Source organism: Sphingomonas kyeonggiensis (genome assembly GCF_014196745.1).
Taxonomy (GTDB): domain Bacteria; phylum Pseudomonadota; class Alphaproteobacteria; order Sphingomonadales; family Sphingomonadaceae; genus Sphingomonas; species Sphingomonas kyeonggiensis.
On sequence record NZ_JACIEH010000002.1, the window covers coordinates 255,061 to 273,377 of the forward strand.

Here is an 18,317-nt window from a genome sequence, read left to right on the forward strand (position 1 = left end):
GGCCAATGGCAAAACCAAAACATAACGCAGGGCTGCCCACGCGGCAGCAGATTCTGGATTTCATCACCAATTCGAACACGCCCGCCGGCAAGCGCGAGATCGCGAAGGCCTTCGGGTTGCACGGGCAGGACAAGATCCTGCTCAAGGCCTTGCTCAAGGACATGAGCGACGAGGGGCTGATCGACGTCGCCCCGGGCCGCGCCTTCCACAAGATGGGCGGGGTGCCCAAGGTCACCGTGCTGCGCATTACCGATGCCGACGGCGACACCACCTGGGCAGTGCCCGAGAACTGGGAAGCCGAAGGCGTCCCCGTGCCGCGCCTGCGGGTCCGTGAACCGCGCGGCAAGCGCTCTGCGCTCGGTGTGGGTGACCGCATCCTGGCCCGCACCGAAGAGGCCGGCCAGGGCTGGATTGCCCATCCGATGAAGAAGCTCGCCCGCGGCGAGGAGCTGATGCTCGGCGTGCTCAAGGAAGAGGCCGGGCGGCTCTGGCTGCAGGGCGTCGAGAAGAAGGAGCGCCGCAACTGGCCGGTCTCCGATGCAGGCGGCGCGGAAGTCGGCGACCTGGTGCTGGCCGAAAAGAGCGGGCGACCGCCGCGGATCACCGCCAAGGTGGTTGAGCGGTTGGGCGATCCCTTTGCCCCGCGCAGCTTCTCGCTGATCGCGATCCACCGGCATGGCATCCCCAATGTCTTCTCCGAGGACCTGCTCGAAGAGGCCGAGCGGGTGTCGAAGCTCGATCTCGGCAAGCGCGAGGATCTTCGCCATCTGCCGATCGTCGCAATCGACCCGGCGGATGCCCGCGATCATGACGATGCGGTCTGGGCCGCGCCCGACGACGATCCGAAGAACGAAGGCGGCTGGAAGGCCGTGGTCGCGATCGCGGACGTCAGCTTCTATGTCCGTCCCGGCTCGGAGTTGGATCGGGAGGCGAGGAAGCGCGGCAACTCGGTCTATTTCCCCGACCGCGTCGTGCCGATGCTGCCCGAGATCCTCTCGGCCGAAGTCTGCTCGCTCAAGGAAGGCGAGGACCGCGCCGCGCTGGCCTGCCATCTCCAGATCGGCAAGCATGGCGAGCTCAAGAGCTGGCGTTTTACCCGCGCCGTGGTCAGCATCGCGGCGAACATCGCCTATGAGGACGCCCAGGCGGCGATCGACGGCAGACAAGAGCATCCGCTGACCGAGACGGCGCTCAAGCCGCTCTGGGGCTGCTGGCATGCGCTCAACAAGGCGCGGGACAAGCGCGAGCCGCTTGACCTCGACTTGCCCGAGCGTCGCATCGTCCTCGACGAGATGGGGCGCATTCTCTCGGTGGCGCCGCGGGAGCGGCTGGATGCGCACAAGCTGATCGAGGATTATATGATCGCGGCGAACGTCGCGGCGGCCAAAGCGCTGGAGGCCAAGAAGGCGCCGGTGATGTACCGCATCCACGAGCCGCCGGCCCGGGAGAAGCTCGTCGCGCTGCGGGAATATCTCAAGACCTTCGGCATCGAGTTCGCGCTCGGTCAGGTCATCAAGCCGGCGACGTTCAACCATATCCTGAAGCGGGTGGGGGAGAGCGATTTCCGCGAGCAGGTGATGCAGCAGGTGCTGCGCAGCCAGATGCAGGCCTCGTACGGGCCGGCGAACCACGGCCATTTCGGCTTGTCGCTCGGCAGCTATGCGCACTTCACCTCGCCGATCCGCCGCTATGCCGACCTGATCGTCCACCGCTCGCTGGTCCATGCCTATGACCTCGGCCCCGGCGGGCTGACTCAGGACGAGGCCGCGACGATGGAGCGGATCGGCGAGAGCATCTCCAGCCTCGAGCGCCGGGCGATGGAGGCCGAGCGGGAGACCATCGACCGTTATGTCGCCGCCTATCTCGCCAACCATGTCGGCGAGGTGCTGGATGCACGGATCACCGGGGTGCAGAGCTTCGGCTTCTTCGCCACCGTCGACGGTGTCGGCGGGGACGGGCTGGTCGCGGCGCGGGACCTCGGTACCGAATATTTCCGCTATGACGAAGCCGGGCAGCGGCTGATCGGCGACGAGAGCGGAGACGTATTCTTCATCGGCATGCGGCTGCAACTGCGGCTGGCCGAGGCGAACCCGGTCTCCGGCGCGCTGCGCTTCGAGCTGCCCGACGGCGTGGGCTCGGCGGGCCCCTCGGGCTTTCGGCCGGAGCGGGCGGGCAAGGGTCGGCCGCGGCCCCTCAAGCGGCGCGGCAGGCCGGCCAATATCCGCCATAATGGGAAGCGGCGTTGATCTGGGTTCATTGACCCCGGGGCGGGGGCCTTTATGCTTCCGCCTCCACATTCCCGGGGGAATCGATCCAATGCTGAAGCCGTTCATCCTTGCCCTCGCCTTCGCTGCGACCCCGGTATTGCCCGCCGTCGCCCAGACCGCGCCGGCGCCCGCCGCCCAGGCCAAGCCGACCGCGGCGGACTTCGCCAAGAACATGCAGGGCGCCGTCGGCCAGACCTTCGAGGGCGGCATCGTCCTCAAGGCCATCGCCGCCGAGGCCAACACCCTGGTCCTCACCGTCGACGGTCCCAAGGGCTGGCGCACCGGCCTGACCCCCGCCGACATCTCGAACGCCCTGGTCGGCGGCTTCTGCGGCACCGCGCCGCAGTTCTTCGAGACCGGCGTCTCGATGCGCGTCGACTCGTTCGACGACGCCAAGCTCGCCAAGGGACCGGTGGTCACCACCTGCCCGCCGGCAGCGCCGGCCACCCCGCAGTGATCCCTTCCAGCGCTCCGGCCATCATCGGGGCGCTGGCCGGCCGGGCGCGGCGGCGGATCCGCGCCCATTTCTTCGCCCTGCACGCGGTGACCGCCGAGGAGGCGGTTCCCTTCGTGCCGCAGCGGCCCATCGAGCAGCGCCAGTTCGAGCGCATGCAGCGGGCCGGCATCATCCGCCAGGCGGGGCGGGGCCAATACTGGTTCGACCTCGTCGCCTGGCAGAAGGACCAGGACCGCACCCGGGCCTTCCTGGTCCCCATCGTCATCGCCCTGTGCGTCCTCGCCGCCGGGCTGATCACCTTACTCTACTGAGAAGCTGAGCCCGGCATTCGCCTCGAGCCGCTTGACCAGCGGCTCGGGCATCAGCCCGCCGGCGGTCCAGATGCCGCCCTTGCCCTCGGCCGGCACGTCGCGGATCAGGCAGAGCGCGCTCTCGGCGATCATCTTGCTGGTCGAGCCATAGCCGGGATCCCGGTCGCCCTTCACCGTTGCCGAGAGGCGCTGGCCGTCCGGCATCTCGGCGACGAAGACCAGGTCGTAATAGCCGGTCTCACGCTCCTCCTTGCTCGGACCTTCGCCCGGCGCAGGCCCCTTGTCGGCCGCCATCGGGTTGACCTTGGCCAGTGCCTCGGCCGCGGCCTTGCCGATCTCGCCCAGGCCCGGGACGACCAGCATCTCGTCATACTGGAAGTCGGCGCCATAGGGCTGGCCGGCGAGGAAGTTCGAGCGGTGGACGTTCTTGGTGTTGATCACCGCCATCATGAAGGGCGCAACCCACGCATCGACCGCCTCGTCGTGATGCGGGACCATGCCGTTCGGCTGCCTGGGCCCGTCGAACCCCGGGGTCAGGGCGAAGGGATCGATCATCAGCTTGAGGATCGAGGGATCCTTGGCCGCGGCGGCCATCGACGCCTTGCCGCTGGCGAAGGTGCCGCCGGAGAAGGTGCCCTTCATCGCGCGCACCCGGCCCTTCACCCGCGGCGCCGGCTTGCCGAAGCGGGCGATCGCCGCCTGCTGCACGGCCCACACGCCGAGATCGAAGGGGATCGAATCGAAGCCGCAGGAGAAGACGATCCGGGCGCCGCTGGCCTTGGCCGCATCCTCGTACTTGCGGATCATCTGGGCCATCCAGGCGGGCTCGCCGCACAGGTCGACATAGGCGGTGCCGGTCTCGACACAGGCGGCGAGCAGGGCCTCGCCATAGAGCTGGTAGGGGCCGACGGTGGTGATGACCACGGTGGCGCGGGCGGCCATCGCCGTCAGGCTGGCGGGATCATCGGCATTGGCGGTGAGCAGCGGCGTGTCGGCGGGCGCGCCGATCTCGTCACGGACCTCCTGCAGCTTGGTGAGCGAGCGGCCGGCCATCGCCCATTTCACGTCGGGATAGTGGCCGGCGAGATATTCGGCGACGAGGCGGCCGGTGAAGCCGGTAGCCCCATAGACGATGATATCGAATTCGCGGTCTGCCATTTGCCCGGTTCCTGCTCCTCGACGTTCAACCGGCTGGTTGAACGATTCGTTGAATCTCTTGAATCGCTCTTATTAACGCGTGGGAGAGCGGCACCTTGCCGTTTCCCCGATCACGGGCCTTTTCGAGCTGGGATCAGTGAAGCAGAGGAAATCCTACTTTGGAAGAGGCGGTATGGTGATTTCATTCGTCATGCCGGCGAAGGCCGGGATCTCAGGCCGCATGCACCCTCGCCCGAGATCCCGGCTTTCGCCGGGATGACGATGGGGTGTGGCGGCAGAGGGGATATTCGCACACTGCCCCTCTCCCCAGCCCTCTCCCCGGAGGAGAGGGGGAGTTGGGTCAGTCCTTCGCCTCGCGCAGCGCCTGCCAGAGCGTCTTCACTTCGCGGTTGAGCGCGCCGAGGTCCTCGCCCTTCATGCCGGAGCGGACCAGCAGCTCTTCGGCGAGGCAGCCGCAATCGTCGCGCATCTCGCGCCCGCGGGGGGTGAGGCGGACCTGGACCTGGCGTTCGTCCTCGGGGTTGCGCTCGCGGGTGACGAAGCCGGCGGCCTCGAGCCGCTTCACCAGCGGGGTGATCGTGCTCGATTCGAGCGCCAGCCGATCGGCGATCGCGCCGACGGTGCGTCCGTCCTGCTCCCATAGTGCGTGGAGCACCAGATATTGCGGATAGGTGATGCCGAGCTGATCGAGCATCGGCTTGTAGGCGCGGGTGATCGCCATGCTCGTCGCATAGAGCGAGAAGCAGAGCTGATCGTCGAGCGGCATCGCGGCGGGCATGTTCGTCTCCTTGGCAGGGCCAATATCATCGAAATCTATATCGCGATAACGATTTCGCTGGACAAGCCCCGACTCAGCCCCTAGCTAATGATTATCGCGATAAAGAATATCGCGAACCAAATGAGGAGACCGAGCATGTCCGTCAATGTCCTGTACACCACCCGCGCCACCTCGAACGGCGGCCGCGACGGCGAATCCCGCAGCGAGGACGGGCGTTTCGTCGCCAAGCTCTCGACCCCGAAGGAACTGGGCGGCGCCGGTGGCGAGGGCACCAATCCCGAGCAGCTGTTCGCCGCGGGATATTCGGCCTGCTTCATTGGCGCGCTGAAGGTCGCTGGCCAGCAGCTGAAGCTCAAGGTTCCCGCCGAGACGACCGTGACCGCGACCGTTGGCATCGGGCCGCGTGCCGCTGGTGGGTTCGGCATCACCGCCGATCTGGAGATCAACCTGCCCGGCGTCGATCGTGCGGATGCCGAGAAGCTGGTCGAGGCCGCACACCAGATCTGCCCCTATTCGAACGCCACCCGCAACAATATCGATGTCGGCCTGACCATCGCCTGAAACATCCCCGCTCCAAGGCCCCCGCAGCCCGGGGAAATACGGAAACTCCGCAATTTTCCCGGGCTTGCAGACTGGTTAATCTGCGCAAAAGTGCAGGCGGCGGGCTTGTGGTATTCGCCGTCAACGAATCGATGTGGCGGGCGCCCGACGGCCTGGGCGAGGGAAGGAAGCGATGACCATCGCACGGGCCGAAGCCATCGAGACAAGGACAGGGAAGCTGGCCGATCGCATGGCGACCGCGCTGCTTGGTTTCGCCATTGCAGTCGCGGGCCTGCCGCTGATCGGCTGGGCCTTCCGGATCCCGTTGCTGCGCGGGCTCGGCAATCCCAGCTATGCCATCGCACCCCTCACGGTAACGCTGTTCCTGCTGATCGCGATCAGCGCGATGCTGGCGCACAAGGGGGCGTGGTACGCGGCGCGAACGCTGGTCGCCGTGCCGGGCACGCTGCTGCTCCTGCTCGTCGTGCAATATGCCACGCATTTCGATTTCGGGCTGGAGCGGTTGCTGTTCGCCGATCAGTTGCAGGCGCTGCAGGTGCTCAACCGCGGCGTTCCCGGCACCGGGGCGGTCGGGATCATGATCCTGAGCTGTATCGCCATCCTGCTGATGACCAGCCACGCGACGCTGGCGCGCACCTGGGTGGTGCTGCTGGCGAGCGCGAGCATCGGGCTTTCGGCGCTGACCATGACGATGATGGTCACCGAGCCGAGCGCGCTCTCGCCGGCGTTCATCGGTCGTTCGGCCGCTTCGGTGCTGCCCAATCTGGCCATGGCCGTGGCGATGGTGCTGCACGTCCTCAACGAGCGTCGGCGCGATGCGCTGGGCTTCGAGTACATGTTGCTGCAGCAGCTTTCGCCGGCGATCATCCTGTTCCCGGTCTTCCCCTCGCTGGTTGCGCTGCTGGTCGTGGACAGCCGGTTCCTCACCCATGACGAGGCCCATTTCGTGGTGGTGGTCGGCAATGTGCTGATCGTGCTGCTGCTGCTCGGCGTGGGTCTTCGCCGCGCGAAGCAGCAGAATGAGGCGGTGCTGATGCGCGAGCGGCAGCTCCGCTCGATCCTGGCCGGCGTGCCCGATGCCGTGATCGTGGTCGATGGCGAGGGCCGCTCGAAGGAGTTCAGCGCCGCCGCCGGACGGCTATGGGGCGTGCCCCCCGAGCAGGGGCCGGGTTGCCTCATGACCGACTATCTCGGCGAGAAGGAGGGCGAGAAGCTCACCGGGTTCCTGGCGCGCAGGGAGCCCGGATTCCTGCTCACCGGCGAAGGCGTGCGCACCGATGGCTCCCGCTTCCCGCTGGAATTGCGCGGGGCGCTGCTCGAGGGGATGGACGACGAGCGCTGCTTCACCCTGTTCGCGCGCGACCTTTCCGAAAAGCTTGCCGCCGAGCAGCATGTCGCCCGCCTCGGCGCGCAGCTCGCCCATGTCTCGCGCCACAATGCGATGGGCGAGCTGGCCGCCGACCTGGCGCACGAGCTGAACCAGCCGCTGACCGCGGCGGTGAATTACCTGTCGGCGGCGGGTTTCGTACTGAACCAGCGCAAGGACGAGGGGCAGGCGCCCGAGATGGTGTCGCAGGCGCGCGGCCAGGTGGTGCGCGCGGGCGAGATCATCCGGCGGATGCGCGAGTTCGCCCAGCACCGCGACGTGGAGAAGCGCGTCGAGCCGCTGGTGCCGATGATCGACGATGCCATCCAGCTGGTGCTGGCCGGCACCGGTGCGCACCATGTCGAGATCGAGCTGGCGGTTGAGCCGGCGGACATCTGCGTGTTCATCGACCGCATCCAGGTGCAGCAGGTGGTGGTCAACCTGCTGCGCAACGCCGTGGAGGCGATCCGATCGACCATGCCCTATCGCGGGCGGATCGTGATCGCCGCCCACAAGGTCGGGCAGGAATGGGTGGAGATACGCTTCCGCGACGACGGCCCCGGCGTGCCCGACGCGATCCTCGACCAGCTGTTCGAGCGCTTCACCTCGACCAAGGCGGGGGCGGGGATGGGCATCGGCCTGTCGATCTCGCGCCGCATCGTCGAGGCGCATGGCGGCACGATGAGCGCGGCCAATGAAGCGGAGGGCGGGGCGACCTTCTGCTTCACCCTGCCGGCGGCGGAGTAACTGCAGAATCCTCCCCTGGCAGGAGAGGTTCTATAGGGTTCAGGCCGCTTCGTTGAACTGCAGCGACGCCAGCCGGGCGTAGAGGCCGCCCTGGGCGACGAGCTCGGCATGGGTGCCGGTCTCGACGATCCTGCCCTCGTCCATCACGATGATCCGGCCGGCGGCGCGGACCGTGGCGAGGCGGTGGGCGATGACGAGGGTGGTGCGGTTCTCCATCAGCCGCTCGAGCGCGTCCTGGACGAGGCGCTCGCTCTCGGCATCGAGCGCCGAGGTCGCCTCGTCGAGCAGCAGGATCGGTGCGTCGCGGAGCAGCGCGCGGGCGATGGCGATGCGCTGGCGCTGGCCGCCCGACAGGCGGGCACCCCCTTCGCCGAGGAAGGTGTCGAGCCCCTCGGGCAGGTCGCGCAGGAAATCGGCGGCGTTGGCGGCCCTGGCGGCGGCCCAGATCTGCTCGTCGCTGGCTTCCCAGGCGCCGTAGCGGAGATTGTCGCGGGCGGAGGCGCCGAAGATCACCGTTTCCTGCGGGACCATCGCCATGCGGGCGCGGACATCGGCCGGGTCGGCGGACGTGATCGGCACGCCGTCGATGCGGACTTCGCCGCCTTCCGGATCGTAAAAGCGCTGGAGCAGCTGGAAGAGCGTCGACTTGCCGGCGCCGGACGGGCCGACCACGGCGACCGTCTCGCCCGGGCGGACATCGAGCGAGAAGTCGCTGAGCGCGGAGACTTCGGGCCGGGTGGGGTAGCGGAAGGTGACATGGTCGAACGCCAGCGCGCCCTGGGGCGGCTGGGGCAGGGCGACCGGGTTGGCCGGCGCGGCGATGTCCGGCTGTTCCTGGAGCAATTCGGCCAGGCGGCTGGCGGCGCCCGAGGCCCGCAGCAGGTCGCCATAGACTTCGGTCAGGGTGCTGAACGAGCCGGTGACCAGGCCGGCGGTGAGCACGAACGCCATGATCGAGCCGCCCGAGGCGCGGCCGGCGGCGACGTCGGCGACGGCGGCCCAGACGATCAGCACGATCGCCGAGAAGAGCGCGCCGATCACCAGCGCGGTCATGATCGCGCGCAGGCCGAAGCGGCGCTTGCCGGCCTCGAAGGTGCGGGTGACGGCACTCTGGAAGCGCTCGCCTTCGCGCTTTTCCTGGCCGAACGCCTGGACGATGCGCATCGCGCCGAGCGTTTCCGAGGCGATCGAGCCGACATCGGCAACCCGGTCCTGGCTGTTGCGCGAGAGCTGGCGGACGCGGCTGCCGAGCCAGACGATCGGCAGGATCGTGATCGGAATGCCGACGACGAGATAGGCGGCGATCTTGGGCGAGAGCGCGAAGAGGTAGATCACGCCGCCCGCGCCGGTGAGCAGGTTGCGCAGCGCCATCGAGACGGTGGAGCCGACCACCTGCTCGACGATCGCGGTGTCGGCGGTGAGGCGCGAGGCGATCTCGGACGGGCGGTTCTCCTCGAACCATTTGGGCGGCAGGCGCAGGAGATTGCGGTGCACGGCGATGCGGAGGTCCGCGACGGTGCGCTCGGCGAGCCACGAGACGAAATAGAAGCGGATCGCGGTGAACATCGCCAGGGCGAGGACGACCAGGAGCAGCCCTTCGAAATAGATGCCGATCCGGCTGGTATCCACGCCGGTCGCGAAGCCATGGTCGATGATCAGCTGGAAGGTGCGCGGGATCAGCAGCGTCGTCACCGACGAGCCGAGCAGCGCGACGGTCGCGATCAGCAGCTGGAGCGGGTAGCGCCGGGTGAAGCCCCACACGACGAGCAGGTTGGAGAGCTTGCGCTTCTGCGGCGCCGGCGGGACGGGTTCGGCCATGCCGGGCGGACTAGCGCGATTGCGGGGGCAGGGAAACTGTCGTTTGGCGGAGGATGATTGCCGCGAATTCATTCAAAGCGGGGAATGTCGGTTTAATCGAGCGCGCAGAGCGGGTTAGTCGTCGCGAAAGTCCGGTTTCGTAATCCCGGTACGGGAACCCGACCGCATTTTGTCGCATTCTGATACCGGGCGCCGTTGCACCGCAGCACCGCTCGCCTATAACGCTAACATAGCCGCCGCCGTGATGGGGAGGGGGACGGCGGAAGGGACGCAATGCTGTACGACGCTTATGAGATTCAGCGCTCGCTTCTCGCAGGTGCGAGCGCGCTGGCAAACTTCTCCGCCGGGCTGCTGAACAATCCCGCCAATCCGTTCGCCTATTTCGGTGGCGGGCCGGTGATGGCCTCGGCGCTCGAGGTGTTCGCCCATGCCTCCGCCCCGCGCGGCAAGCCCGAATTCGCGCTCGACCGCACCGAGATCGACGGCAAGCAGGTTGATGTCCGTGAGGAGATCGTGCTGCGCAAGCCGTTCGGCCAGCTCAAGCGCTTCGTGCGCGAGGGCGTGGAAGGCGGCCCCAAGCTGCTGATCGTCGCCCCGATGTCCGGCCATTATGCGACTCTGCTGCGCGGCACGGTCGAGCGGATGCTGCCGGTGGCCGACGTCTACATCACCGACTGGCGCGACGCGAAGCTGGTGCCGACGGCCGAGGGCCGCTTCGACCTGCAGGACTATGTCGATTACCTGATCGAGTTCCTCGCCTTCATCGGCAAGGACGGCGATGCCCGCCCGCACGTGCTGGCGGTGTGCCAGCCTTCGGTGCCGGCCTATGCCGCCGTCGCGCTGATGAGCGCCGACAAGCATCCGAACCGCCCGGCGACGCTGACCATGATGGGCGGCCCGATCGACACGCGCGAGGCGCCGACCGCAGTCAACACGCTCGCCACCGAGCGTCCGTTCAGCTGGTTCGAGCAGAACGTCATCGCCACCGTGCCGATGACCTATGCTGGTGCCGGCCGGAAGGTCTATCCCGGCTTCCTGCAGCTCGCTGGGTTCATGACGATGAACCTCGGCAACCACATGATCAGCCATTGGGAGATGTTCAAGCATCTCGTCCAGGGCGATGACGAGGGTGCCGAGTCGACGATGAAGTTCTACGAGGAATATCGCTCGGTCTGCGACATGACCGCGGAATTCTACCTCCAGACGATCGACCTGGTGTTCCAGGCGCATGCGCTGCCCAAGGGCGAGATGATGCATCGCGGCCGCAAGGTGGACCCGGCGGCGATCACCGACGTCGGCATCCTCGCGATCGAAGGCGAGAAGGACGACATCTCGGGCATCGGCCAGACCAAGGCGGCGCTGACCATCGCGACCGCGCTGCCCGACGCGCTGAAGCAGTACCACCTCGCCGAGGGCGTGGGCCATTACGGCATCTTCAACGGCTCCAAGTGGCGCAACCGCATCGCGCCGGTGCTGGTGGAGTGGATGGCGACGCACTCCGCCTGAACGTCATCCCGGCGAAAGCCGGGATCTCGTGCGGTGGCGCTTGCGGTGTGAGGCTCCGGCTTGTGCCGGGGCTTCTGCTCAGTCCTTGTTGCGCCGCTCCTCGGCTTCTTCCTCGACGCGACTCCAGAAATTGTCGCGGATCTGGAAGTGGATGAAGGCGACTCCGGTCAGCAGCGCGCCCAGCGCCTGCCAATATTCGCGGGTGAAGAAGCTGCGGAAATAGTCGCGCACCGGCCGCCCTTCCGTCAATTATACTCGCTGGTCGCGACCACGCTCCAGATCAGCCAGGCGATGGCTACCCAGATCGCGACGATGATTGCCACGCCGGGCCAGCTGACCGGGCGCTGCGTCTCGATCTCGGCGCGGGCGCGGTGCTCGGCGAAGAGCGCCGGTGGGATCAGCTTCTCGAACAGCCAGACTCCCAGCGGAATGACGATCGCATCGTCGACCAGGCCGAGCACGGGAATGAAGTCCGGGATCAGGTCGATCGGCGAGAGCGCATAGGCAGCGACCAGCACGCCCACCAGCTTGGCGAGCCACGGCGTGCGCGGATCGCGCACCGCGAACCAGATGGCGTGCGCTTCGGTGCGGATGCGATGGGCGAGCGAAGGGCCGGTCATGCGCTTGGCGTGACGCGGGCGGGGCTGGGGGTCAAGTGCAACCCCATCCGTCCGCGCGCCTTTCCCCACTCCGTCGTCCCCCACTCCGTCGTCCCGACGAAAGTCGGGATCTCGTGCGGCTCCTTCCCCGCGCCTTCGCCTGAGATCCCGGCTTTCGCCGGGATGACGATTGTGTTGGGGTGCTAGGTCGCCGTCGTATCCACCACTGCGTGGCTGCCTTCCTCGTCGCCCTTGATCTTCCCGCCGAACAGCATCTTGACCACGCCGCTGACCGACATGTCGGTCTCCCACAGCTCGGCGCTGTCGATGTCGAAGCGGAGCAGGGCCAGGTTCGGATCGTCCTTGCCGCCCGGAAACCAGGCCTCGACCTGTTTGTTCCAGAGCTTGTCGATCTGGGCGAAGTCGTTGTCGATGCGCAGATTGCCGTCGAGGCAGGCGAAATAGTCGTGCCCCTTGGCGATGAAATGCGCCATCGCGCGGCCGCCCGGCGCCAGGCGATTGTCCTTGCCGGTGAAGAAGAACAGCGTGTCGACCTGATCCTCGTCGAGCTGGGCGGTGAGCGGGATGTGGTGCTGGTCGCTGTCCATCAGCCCGATCATCACGAACGGGCTGTCGGCCAGCTTCTTCCAGAGATGCTGCTTGAGCTGGGCGGTGTCGGTCACGATGCTCTCCTCGGGCTGTGCCGGGAAGAACAAGCGGGCCGTGTCAGGCGTTCCCGTATGCCGCAGCCGCGCCGATCAGCTCGAGATCGTTGCGGTTGACCAGCACCACCGGCACTTCGGAAAGTTGGCGCCGGAAAGCGGCCTTGCCCTCCATCCGCCGGCGGAAGCCGGGGTCCATCAGGTGGGGGTGCAGCGCGCGACTGATCGCGCCGGTGAGATAGACGCCGTCCCAGGCGCCGAAGGCAAGCGCGAGGTCGCCGGCGAAGCTGCCGAGATGCTCGACGAACATGCGGACCACCGCGGCGGAGACGGCGTCGCGGCCCACATGGCGGGTGACTTCCTCGGGGGAGGCGGGCTTGGCGCCGCCCGACAGCGCCTCATAGGCGAGGCAAAGGCCTGGCGCACTGATCAGCGTCTCGACATCGAGGGAAACACCGCGGGTGCGGCAGAAATCGGCGAACTTGCGCTCGTCCGGCGTCGCGGGGGCGAAAGCCATGTGCCCCGCCTCGCTCTGCACCGGGACGAGGCGTCCGTTCGAAGTGATCAGCGCGGCGACACCGAGGCCAGTGCCCGTGCCGATCACCACATAATTGCCGCCGGGCTCGACCGGGCGGGGCGGCGGGCCGTGCAGCGCGGTGAAGGCGCTGAGGGACAGGGTGGTGAGGGCCAGCGCGTTGGCGGCGCATTCGTTGAGCGCGCGAGGCGGGGCGCGCAGCACTGCCTCCACGCCCGAGAGCGAGATGTACCAGCGGCTGCCGGTGAGGTTGATCAGGTCGCCCCGGGCCGCGCCCGCCACCGCGAGCACGCTCGGCAATCGCGCATCCTGCAGGCCGAGCCCGCTGAGATAGGAGACCAGCGCACTGGTGAAGGTGGGATGTTCGCTGGTCGAGAAGCGGCGGATGTCGCGCGGGGCCATCCCCGCATCGCCGCCGGTCAGCCCGAATCGCACCGATTGGCGGCCGATATCGGCCACCAAAGCCAAGTCCTCGCCCATGGGCACCCCTCTCTTGCCGGCCGCGCTTTGCGTGGTCCGAAGATTGTTATCGCTAACAGTTGTTACAGAAACAATAAGCGGTTCGCGATTGGCAGCGTTGTCAGGGAAGGTGCGCGAAGATGGCGGGTAGTGCAAGCGGCTTTGTTACATCAGGCGTTACAGTGCGGACGCGGTGTTCACCCGCTTTTCTTTGCTGATTGAGACGTATCCATTTCGGGCCAGTCTCGCAGCACGCCAGTGCTACGCATGTAGGTTTCACTGCGGCGGCAATCCCGCCGCCGGAACAGAAAGGTGAACCTATGTCATTCGCCGATCTGTGCCTGTTCCTGGGCGTCTTGTTCGCCTTTGCGACTCTGGTCGTGAAGGCGATCGAGGTGGCCCGAAGGAAATAGGGACACGGGCGGGGCTCGAGCTGACACTCGGGCCCCAAACGTTTGAGCCCCGGTTGCTGACACAACCGGGGCTCACAGAAAGGCGCCTATGTCATCGCCTGCCAGTTACATACCATGGCGGGCATTGACCTTCAATGAAGGGCGATCACAGCACCTCGAACAGGCCGGCCGCACCCATGCCGCCGCCGATGCACATCGTGACGACGACATACTTCGCGCCGCGACGCTTGCCTTCGATCAGCGCGTGGCCGGTCATGCGGGCGCCCGACATGCCGTACGGGTGGCCGATCGAGATCGCGCCGCCATTGACGTTGAGCAGCTCGTTCGGGATGCCGAGCTGGTCCTGGCAATAGAGCACCTGCACCGCGAAAGCCTCGTTGAGCTCCCACAGGCCGATATCGTCCATCTTGAGGTTGTAGCGCTCGAGCAGCTTCGGGATCGCGAAGACCGGGCCGATGCCCATCTCGTCCGGCTTGGTGCCGGCGACGGCCATGCCGACATAGCGGCCGAGCGGCTGGAGGCCGCGCTTCTCGGCCAGCTTCTCCTCCATCAGGACCGAGGCCGAGGAGCCGTCCGACAGCTGCGAGGCGTTGCCGGCGGTGATGGTGCCGTTCGGCAGCACCGGATTGAGCGCCTGCAGGCCCTCGATCGTGGTGTCTGCGCGGTTGCCCTCGTCCTTGGTGAGGGTGATCTCCTTCTGGGAGACTTCCTTGGTCTCCTTGTTGACGACGTTCATCGTCGCGGTGACCGGCACGATCTCGTCATCGAACTTGCCGGCGGCCTGGGCCGCTGCGGTGCGCTGCTGCGACTGGAGCGAATAGGCGTCCATCCGGTCGCGGCCGATGCCGTAGCGCGACGCGACGACTTCGGCGGTCTGCAGCATCGGCATGTAGATGTCGCCGTGCATCGCGAGCAGCTCGCGATCGGGTTCGACGCGCATCGCCGGGGTCTGGACGAGCGAGATCGACTCGAGGCCACCGCCGATGGCGATGTCCATATTGTCGACGATGATCTCCTTGGCGGCGGTGGCGATCGCCATCAGGCCCGAAGCGCACTGGCGATCGACCGACATGCCGGCGACCGAGACGGGCAGGCCGGCGCGCAGCAGCGCGGTGCGGGCGATGTTGCCGGCAGTGCTGCCCTGCTGGAGCGCGGCGCCGAACACGACGTCCTGCACTTCCGCCGGATCGATCTTGGCGCGCTCGACCGCCGCGCGGATCGCATGGGCGCCGAGCGTCGGCGCCGGCGTGGCGTTGAACGCACCACGATAGGCGCGGCCGATGCCGGTGCGGGCGGTCGAGACGATGACTGCGGAGCGAGACATGGTGTTTCCTTCTCTTGGGATCTCAAACGTAGACGAGCGCGATCCACTCGGCGACCAAAGCGGGTTTTTCCTCGCCTTCGATCTCGAGGGAATATTCCTGGACCTGCTCCCAGACGCCCGGCTTGCGCTCGGTGAACTTGAGCAGCTTGAACCGGCCGCGGACGCGCTTGCCCGAGCGTACCGGCTGCATGAAACGGACTTTGTTGCCGCCGTAATTGACCCCCATCTTCACGCCTTCGATGGCGGGCGTATCGGTGCGGGCGGCGAGCATCGGCATCAGCGAGAGCGACAGGAATCCGTGCGCGATCGTGCCGCCGAACGGCGTCTGCGCCGCACGGACCGGGTCGACATGGATGAACTGATGATCGCCGGTCGCCTCGGCGAACTGATCGATCATGGTCTGGGTGACTTCCACCCAGTCGGACACCCGTTCGGAGCCGATGCTATCGACCATCTGCTGCACGGTGATCGTCGCCAAGATAGCGGTCCTCTCGCCTGTTCTCGGCACCATCTAGTGGCGGGGCAGGGGCTCCCGCAAGCCTCGCCCGACCGGAAATTTGAAAGGCACGACTGACGTAGCGTCCGCTACCCGATGTTTCAGGCCATTCCGGCCGGACCCGATGTTCGAATCTCCGATTCGGCCGATTCGGCCGGCGCGCGGAACGGCTATGCTCAGCGGCTGTGGACGTGGAGGATGTTGCCGTCCGGGTCGCGGAACCAGATCACGCGGAAATCGCCCTTGCGGTGCACGCCGCCGGCGACGCTGTCGAAGCCGTCGGGATATTCGTCCAGCGTCACGCCCCTGGCCTGCAGCGCCGTGGCGATCGCCTCCAGTTCGTCGCCGACGCCCCAGAGCACGGCATTGGCCCGGTTGGTGCCGGCATAGTCGCTCAGATAGATGTTGAGCTGCGTATTGCCGGTGCCGAAGACGAAGCCGTTGCCGTGGTCCTCGAGCAGCGGCAGGCCGAGCGTGCCTTCGTAAAAGGCGCGGGCAACCGCCAGGTCGCGGCACGGGATGATGGCCGACGAGGCATGGTCCTTGAACATTGCGGGTCTCCTTTTCTCGCCCCCGCATAGTCGGCGGCGCCGGGCCGCGAATGCCGTGTCCGGGTAGGTCCGCGCTCCCGCTTTCGCGGGAGGGCTCAGGCCTTCACCTCCTCCGGATAGGGCAGGATGAACTTGCCGTCCGGCGCGGCGGTGTAGCTGGTCTGGGTGGGGTAGGGGATCGAGATGCCTTCCGCGGCGAATTTGCGCAGGATCGCAAAGATGATCCTGTCGCGCACCTGCTGGGCGTGCGGCACGTCGTCCCCTTCGACGTCGAACTCGATCACGAAGTCGATGGAGCTGGCGCCGAACCCCTCGGTGCTGGCGCGCGACAGGGTGCCGCCGGCCGTCTCGACGATCTCCTTGAACATCGCGGGCAGCGCCTCGAGCTTCTCGACGGGAGTCTCATAGGCGACGCCGATCGGCAGCTTGGTGCGGGTGTGGTGGCGCAGCGACAGGTTCTCGATCAGCTTGTCGAGCAGCTGCTTGTTCGAGAAGACCAGCTCCTCGCCGACGAACGAGCGGATGCGCGTGCTCATCAGGCCGATCGACACGACGGTGCCGCTGTTGCGGTCGAAGCGGATCTTGTCGCCGACGCGGAAGGGGCGGTCGAACAATATCGTCAGCGCGGCGAAGAGGTTGGCGAAGATGCCCTGGGCGGCGAGACCGATGGCGATGCCGCCGACGCCGAGGCCGGCGATCAGGCCGGTGACGTTGACGCCCAGATTGCCGAGCACCATCACCGCGGCGATCGCGAACAGCACCACGGTGATCAGGATGCGGATGATGCCGAGCGCGCTGGCCAGGCCCGAGCCGTGATAATTGTCGGCGGACGTCTTGTGCTCGATCGCGCCGAAGATCAGCTCGCGCAGCCAGATCGCGCACTGGAAGGCGGCCGAGATGGTGAAGAGGAACTCGACCGTGCTCTCGACCATCTGCGGCGGGCCGGCATAGCCGGTGACCAGGCGGATCGAGGTCATCAGGATGAAGAAGTTGCCGGTCTTCGAGATCGCGCGGCCGATGATCGCGTACCAGTTGGCGACGCCTTCGCCCTTCCTGCACAGCCGCGCGCCCCAGCCCTTGATCGCGTGGAGCAGGAAGAAGACCGCGATGGCGACGCCCGCGGCGATCAGGATCTGCAGCCAGTGCGACTGTGCCCAGGTCCAGCTGTCATTGGCGAAGGTCTCGGCCTGAATCTGAAGGTCCTCGCTCTTGGGGAAACCGGCGGCGTTGCGATTGGTGGGTGTCGTCATGCAGCTTTCTTGGGTTGGCAGGCGGCATTGCCCTCGAGCAGGGCGATCAGTCCGCGTTCGTAACGATTGAGCCAGCGCGTGGCACGCGGCAAGTGGAGATCCGCGCGCCACGCCGCCTGGGCTTCGCGATCCCTGGTCAGGTCGATCAGCGCGGGGTGGACATAGGATTTGCGGGCGATGGCGGGGGTGTTGCCCAGCGCTTCGGTTACTGGCTCGAGCATCGCCTTGAGGCCGACATGGCCGTCCCCGCGCGCCAATGCCTGGAAGGCGAGGACGCTGGCGCCCCAGGTGCGGAAATGCTTGGCGGTGAAATCCTCGTGCGTGGCTTCGCGGATATAGGCGTTGACGTCGGTCGAGGTGACCGGATGCGCTTCGCCAGCATCGTCTAGCCAGCGGAACAGGTGCTGGCCGGGCAGGTCCTGGCACTTTCTGACGAAGCGGCTGAGCGAGCCGTCGGTGATGCTGAGCACGCGCAGCTTGCCCGACTTGGCGCGGAACTGGAGGCGGAGCGTCTGGCCCTTCACCTGCGCATGGCGCTTGCGCAGCGTGGTGGCGCCGAAGCTCTTGTTCGCCTGGACATATTGCTCGTTGCCGACGCGGATGCTGCCGAGATCGAGCAGGCGGATGACGGCGGCGACGGCCTTTTCCTTGCACAGGCCGCGCAGCTTGAGGTCGTGCTCGACCCTGGCGCGGAGCTTCGCCAGATGCTGGCCGAAGCTGGCGCAGCGATCATATTTCGCGGCCTCCTGCGCCTCGCGGAAACCGGTGTGGTAGCGATATTGCTTGCGGCCCTTCTCGTCATAGCCGGTCGCCTGGATATGGCCGCGCGGGTCGGGGCAGAACCAGGCGTCGTGATAGGCCGGCGGCAGGCCGATCGCGTTGAGGCGGTCGATCGCGTCGCGGTCCTTGATCCGCGTGCCCTCCGCGTCCCAATAGCCCCAGCCATGGCGCACCTTGCGCCGGGTGATGCCGGCCTGCTGGTCGTCGACATAGACGATGTCGGTACTTGGCATGGTCCTCCTCGCTATGGCCCGGTCAATGCGCGGGCCATCGCTTCGT

Annotated in this window: 18 protein-coding genes; 6 read left to right on the plus strand and 12 right to left on the minus strand. The window is 67.0% G+C overall.

All coding sequences use genetic code 11. The annotated features are described in order from the left end of the window. The first annotated feature begins 5 nt into the window (after positions 1-5). The 3 genes from rnr (at position 6) to GGR46_RS10320 (ending at position 3,035) form a co-directional block, all read left to right on the plus strand. Positions 6-2,246 carry a ribonuclease R gene (gene rnr / locus GGR46_RS10310; protein ID WP_183997375.1) on the plus strand — a complete coding sequence of 747 codons (2,241 nt, stop codon included), beginning with the start codon at positions 6-8 and terminating at the stop codon, positions 2,244-2,246. A gap of 70 nt (positions 2,247-2,316) precedes the next feature. Beyond that, positions 2,317-2,724 (plus strand): hypothetical protein, encoded by a 408-nt coding sequence (locus GGR46_RS10315; RefSeq protein WP_183997377.1) that lies wholly within the window; start codon positions 2,317-2,319, stop codon positions 2,722-2,724. Next, positions 2,721-3,035 carry a hypothetical protein gene (locus tag GGR46_RS10320; protein WP_183997380.1) on the plus strand — a complete coding sequence of 105 codons (315 nt, stop codon included), beginning with the start codon at positions 2,721-2,723 and terminating at the stop codon, positions 3,033-3,035. Before GGR46_RS10315 ends, GGR46_RS10320 begins: the two co-directional genes overlap by 4 nt. Here GGR46_RS10320 and GGR46_RS10325 read toward each other — a convergent pair. Next, entirely contained in the window at positions 3,024-4,193 is a 1,170-nt protein-coding gene (locus tag GGR46_RS10325; RefSeq protein WP_183997382.1) for a saccharopine dehydrogenase family protein, read from the minus strand. The two genes, GGR46_RS10320 and GGR46_RS10325, sit on opposite strands and share 12 nt — an antisense overlap. Positions 4,194-4,533: 340 nt before the next feature. Then, a complete protein-coding gene (locus GGR46_RS10330; RefSeq protein WP_183997384.1) occupies positions 4,534-4,971 on the minus strand; it encodes a MarR family winged helix-turn-helix transcriptional regulator in 438 nt (145 codons plus the stop codon). A gap of 135 nt (positions 4,972-5,106) precedes the next feature. Between GGR46_RS10330 and GGR46_RS10335 the strand changes: the two genes are divergently transcribed. Next, positions 5,107-5,532 carry an organic hydroperoxide resistance protein gene (locus GGR46_RS10335; protein WP_183997386.1) on the plus strand — a complete coding sequence of 142 codons (426 nt, stop codon included), beginning with the start codon at positions 5,107-5,109 and terminating at the stop codon, positions 5,530-5,532. Between the two features lie 172 nt (positions 5,533-5,704). After that, positions 5,705-7,645, plus strand: coding sequence for a sensor histidine kinase (locus GGR46_RS10340; protein WP_183997388.1), 1,941 nt, complete (start codon positions 5,705-5,707; stop codon positions 7,643-7,645). Positions 7,646-7,684: 39 nt separating this feature from the next. Here GGR46_RS10340 and GGR46_RS10345 read toward each other — a convergent pair whose 3' ends face one another. Further along, the gene (locus GGR46_RS10345) at positions 7,685-9,463 is read right to left on the minus strand and encodes an ABC transporter transmembrane domain-containing protein (protein ID WP_183997390.1); all 1,779 of its coding nucleotides are present in this window, start codon (positions 9,461-9,463) and stop codon (positions 7,685-7,687) included. A gap of 273 nt (positions 9,464-9,736) precedes the next feature. Between GGR46_RS10345 and GGR46_RS10350 the strand changes: the two genes are divergently transcribed. Beyond that, positions 9,737-10,969, plus strand: coding sequence for a polyhydroxyalkanoate depolymerase (locus GGR46_RS10350; RefSeq protein ID WP_183997392.1), 1,233 nt, complete (start codon positions 9,737-9,739; stop codon positions 10,967-10,969). Between the two features lie 78 nt (positions 10,970-11,047). Here the strand turns inward: GGR46_RS10350 and GGR46_RS10355 are convergent, their stop codons facing one another. From GGR46_RS10355 to GGR46_RS10395, 9 genes are all read right to left on the minus strand, one after another. Beyond that, positions 11,048-11,200, minus strand: coding sequence for a hypothetical protein (locus tag GGR46_RS10355; RefSeq protein WP_183997394.1), 153 nt, complete (start codon positions 11,198-11,200; stop codon positions 11,048-11,050). Between the two features lie 14 nt (positions 11,201-11,214). Then, positions 11,215-11,589 (minus strand): YkvA family protein, encoded by a 375-nt coding sequence (locus GGR46_RS10360; protein WP_183997396.1) that lies wholly within the window; start codon positions 11,587-11,589, stop codon positions 11,215-11,217. A gap of 182 nt (positions 11,590-11,771) precedes the next feature. Continuing rightward, positions 11,772-12,251, minus strand: a complete 480-nt coding sequence (locus tag GGR46_RS10365; RefSeq protein ID WP_183997398.1) for a pyridoxamine 5'-phosphate oxidase family protein — start codon at positions 12,249-12,251, stop codon at positions 11,772-11,774. 43 nt (positions 12,252-12,294) lie between these two features. After that, on the minus strand, positions 12,295-13,245 hold the full coding sequence (locus tag GGR46_RS10370) for a glucokinase (RefSeq protein ID WP_183997400.1): 951 nt from the start codon (positions 13,243-13,245) through the stop codon (positions 12,295-12,297). Between the two features lie 537 nt (positions 13,246-13,782). Beyond that, positions 13,783-14,961 carry an acetyl-CoA C-acyltransferase gene (locus GGR46_RS10375; protein WP_183997402.1) on the minus strand — a complete coding sequence of 393 codons (1,179 nt, stop codon included), beginning with the start codon at positions 14,959-14,961 and terminating at the stop codon, positions 13,783-13,785. 22 nt (positions 14,962-14,983) lie between these two features. After that, positions 14,984-15,439, minus strand: a complete 456-nt coding sequence (locus tag GGR46_RS10380) for a MaoC family dehydratase (protein WP_425506547.1) — start codon at positions 15,437-15,439, stop codon at positions 14,984-14,986. A 194-nt stretch (positions 15,440-15,633) separates the two neighbouring features. Beyond that, entirely contained in the window at positions 15,634-16,008 is a 375-nt protein-coding gene (locus GGR46_RS10385; RefSeq protein WP_183997404.1) for a VOC family protein, read from the minus strand. Positions 16,009-16,103: 95 nt separating this feature from the next. Further along, a complete protein-coding gene (locus tag GGR46_RS10390; RefSeq protein ID WP_183997406.1) occupies positions 16,104-17,258 on the minus strand; it encodes a mechanosensitive ion channel family protein in 1,155 nt (384 codons plus the stop codon). Next, positions 17,255-18,271: a DNA topoisomerase IB gene (locus tag GGR46_RS10395; protein ID WP_183997408.1), complete on the minus strand. Its 1,017-nt coding sequence runs from the start codon at positions 18,269-18,271 to the stop codon at positions 17,255-17,257. The genes GGR46_RS10390 and GGR46_RS10395 overlap by 4 nt, the downstream gene beginning before the upstream one ends. Between the last annotated feature and the right edge of the window lie 46 nt (positions 18,272-18,317).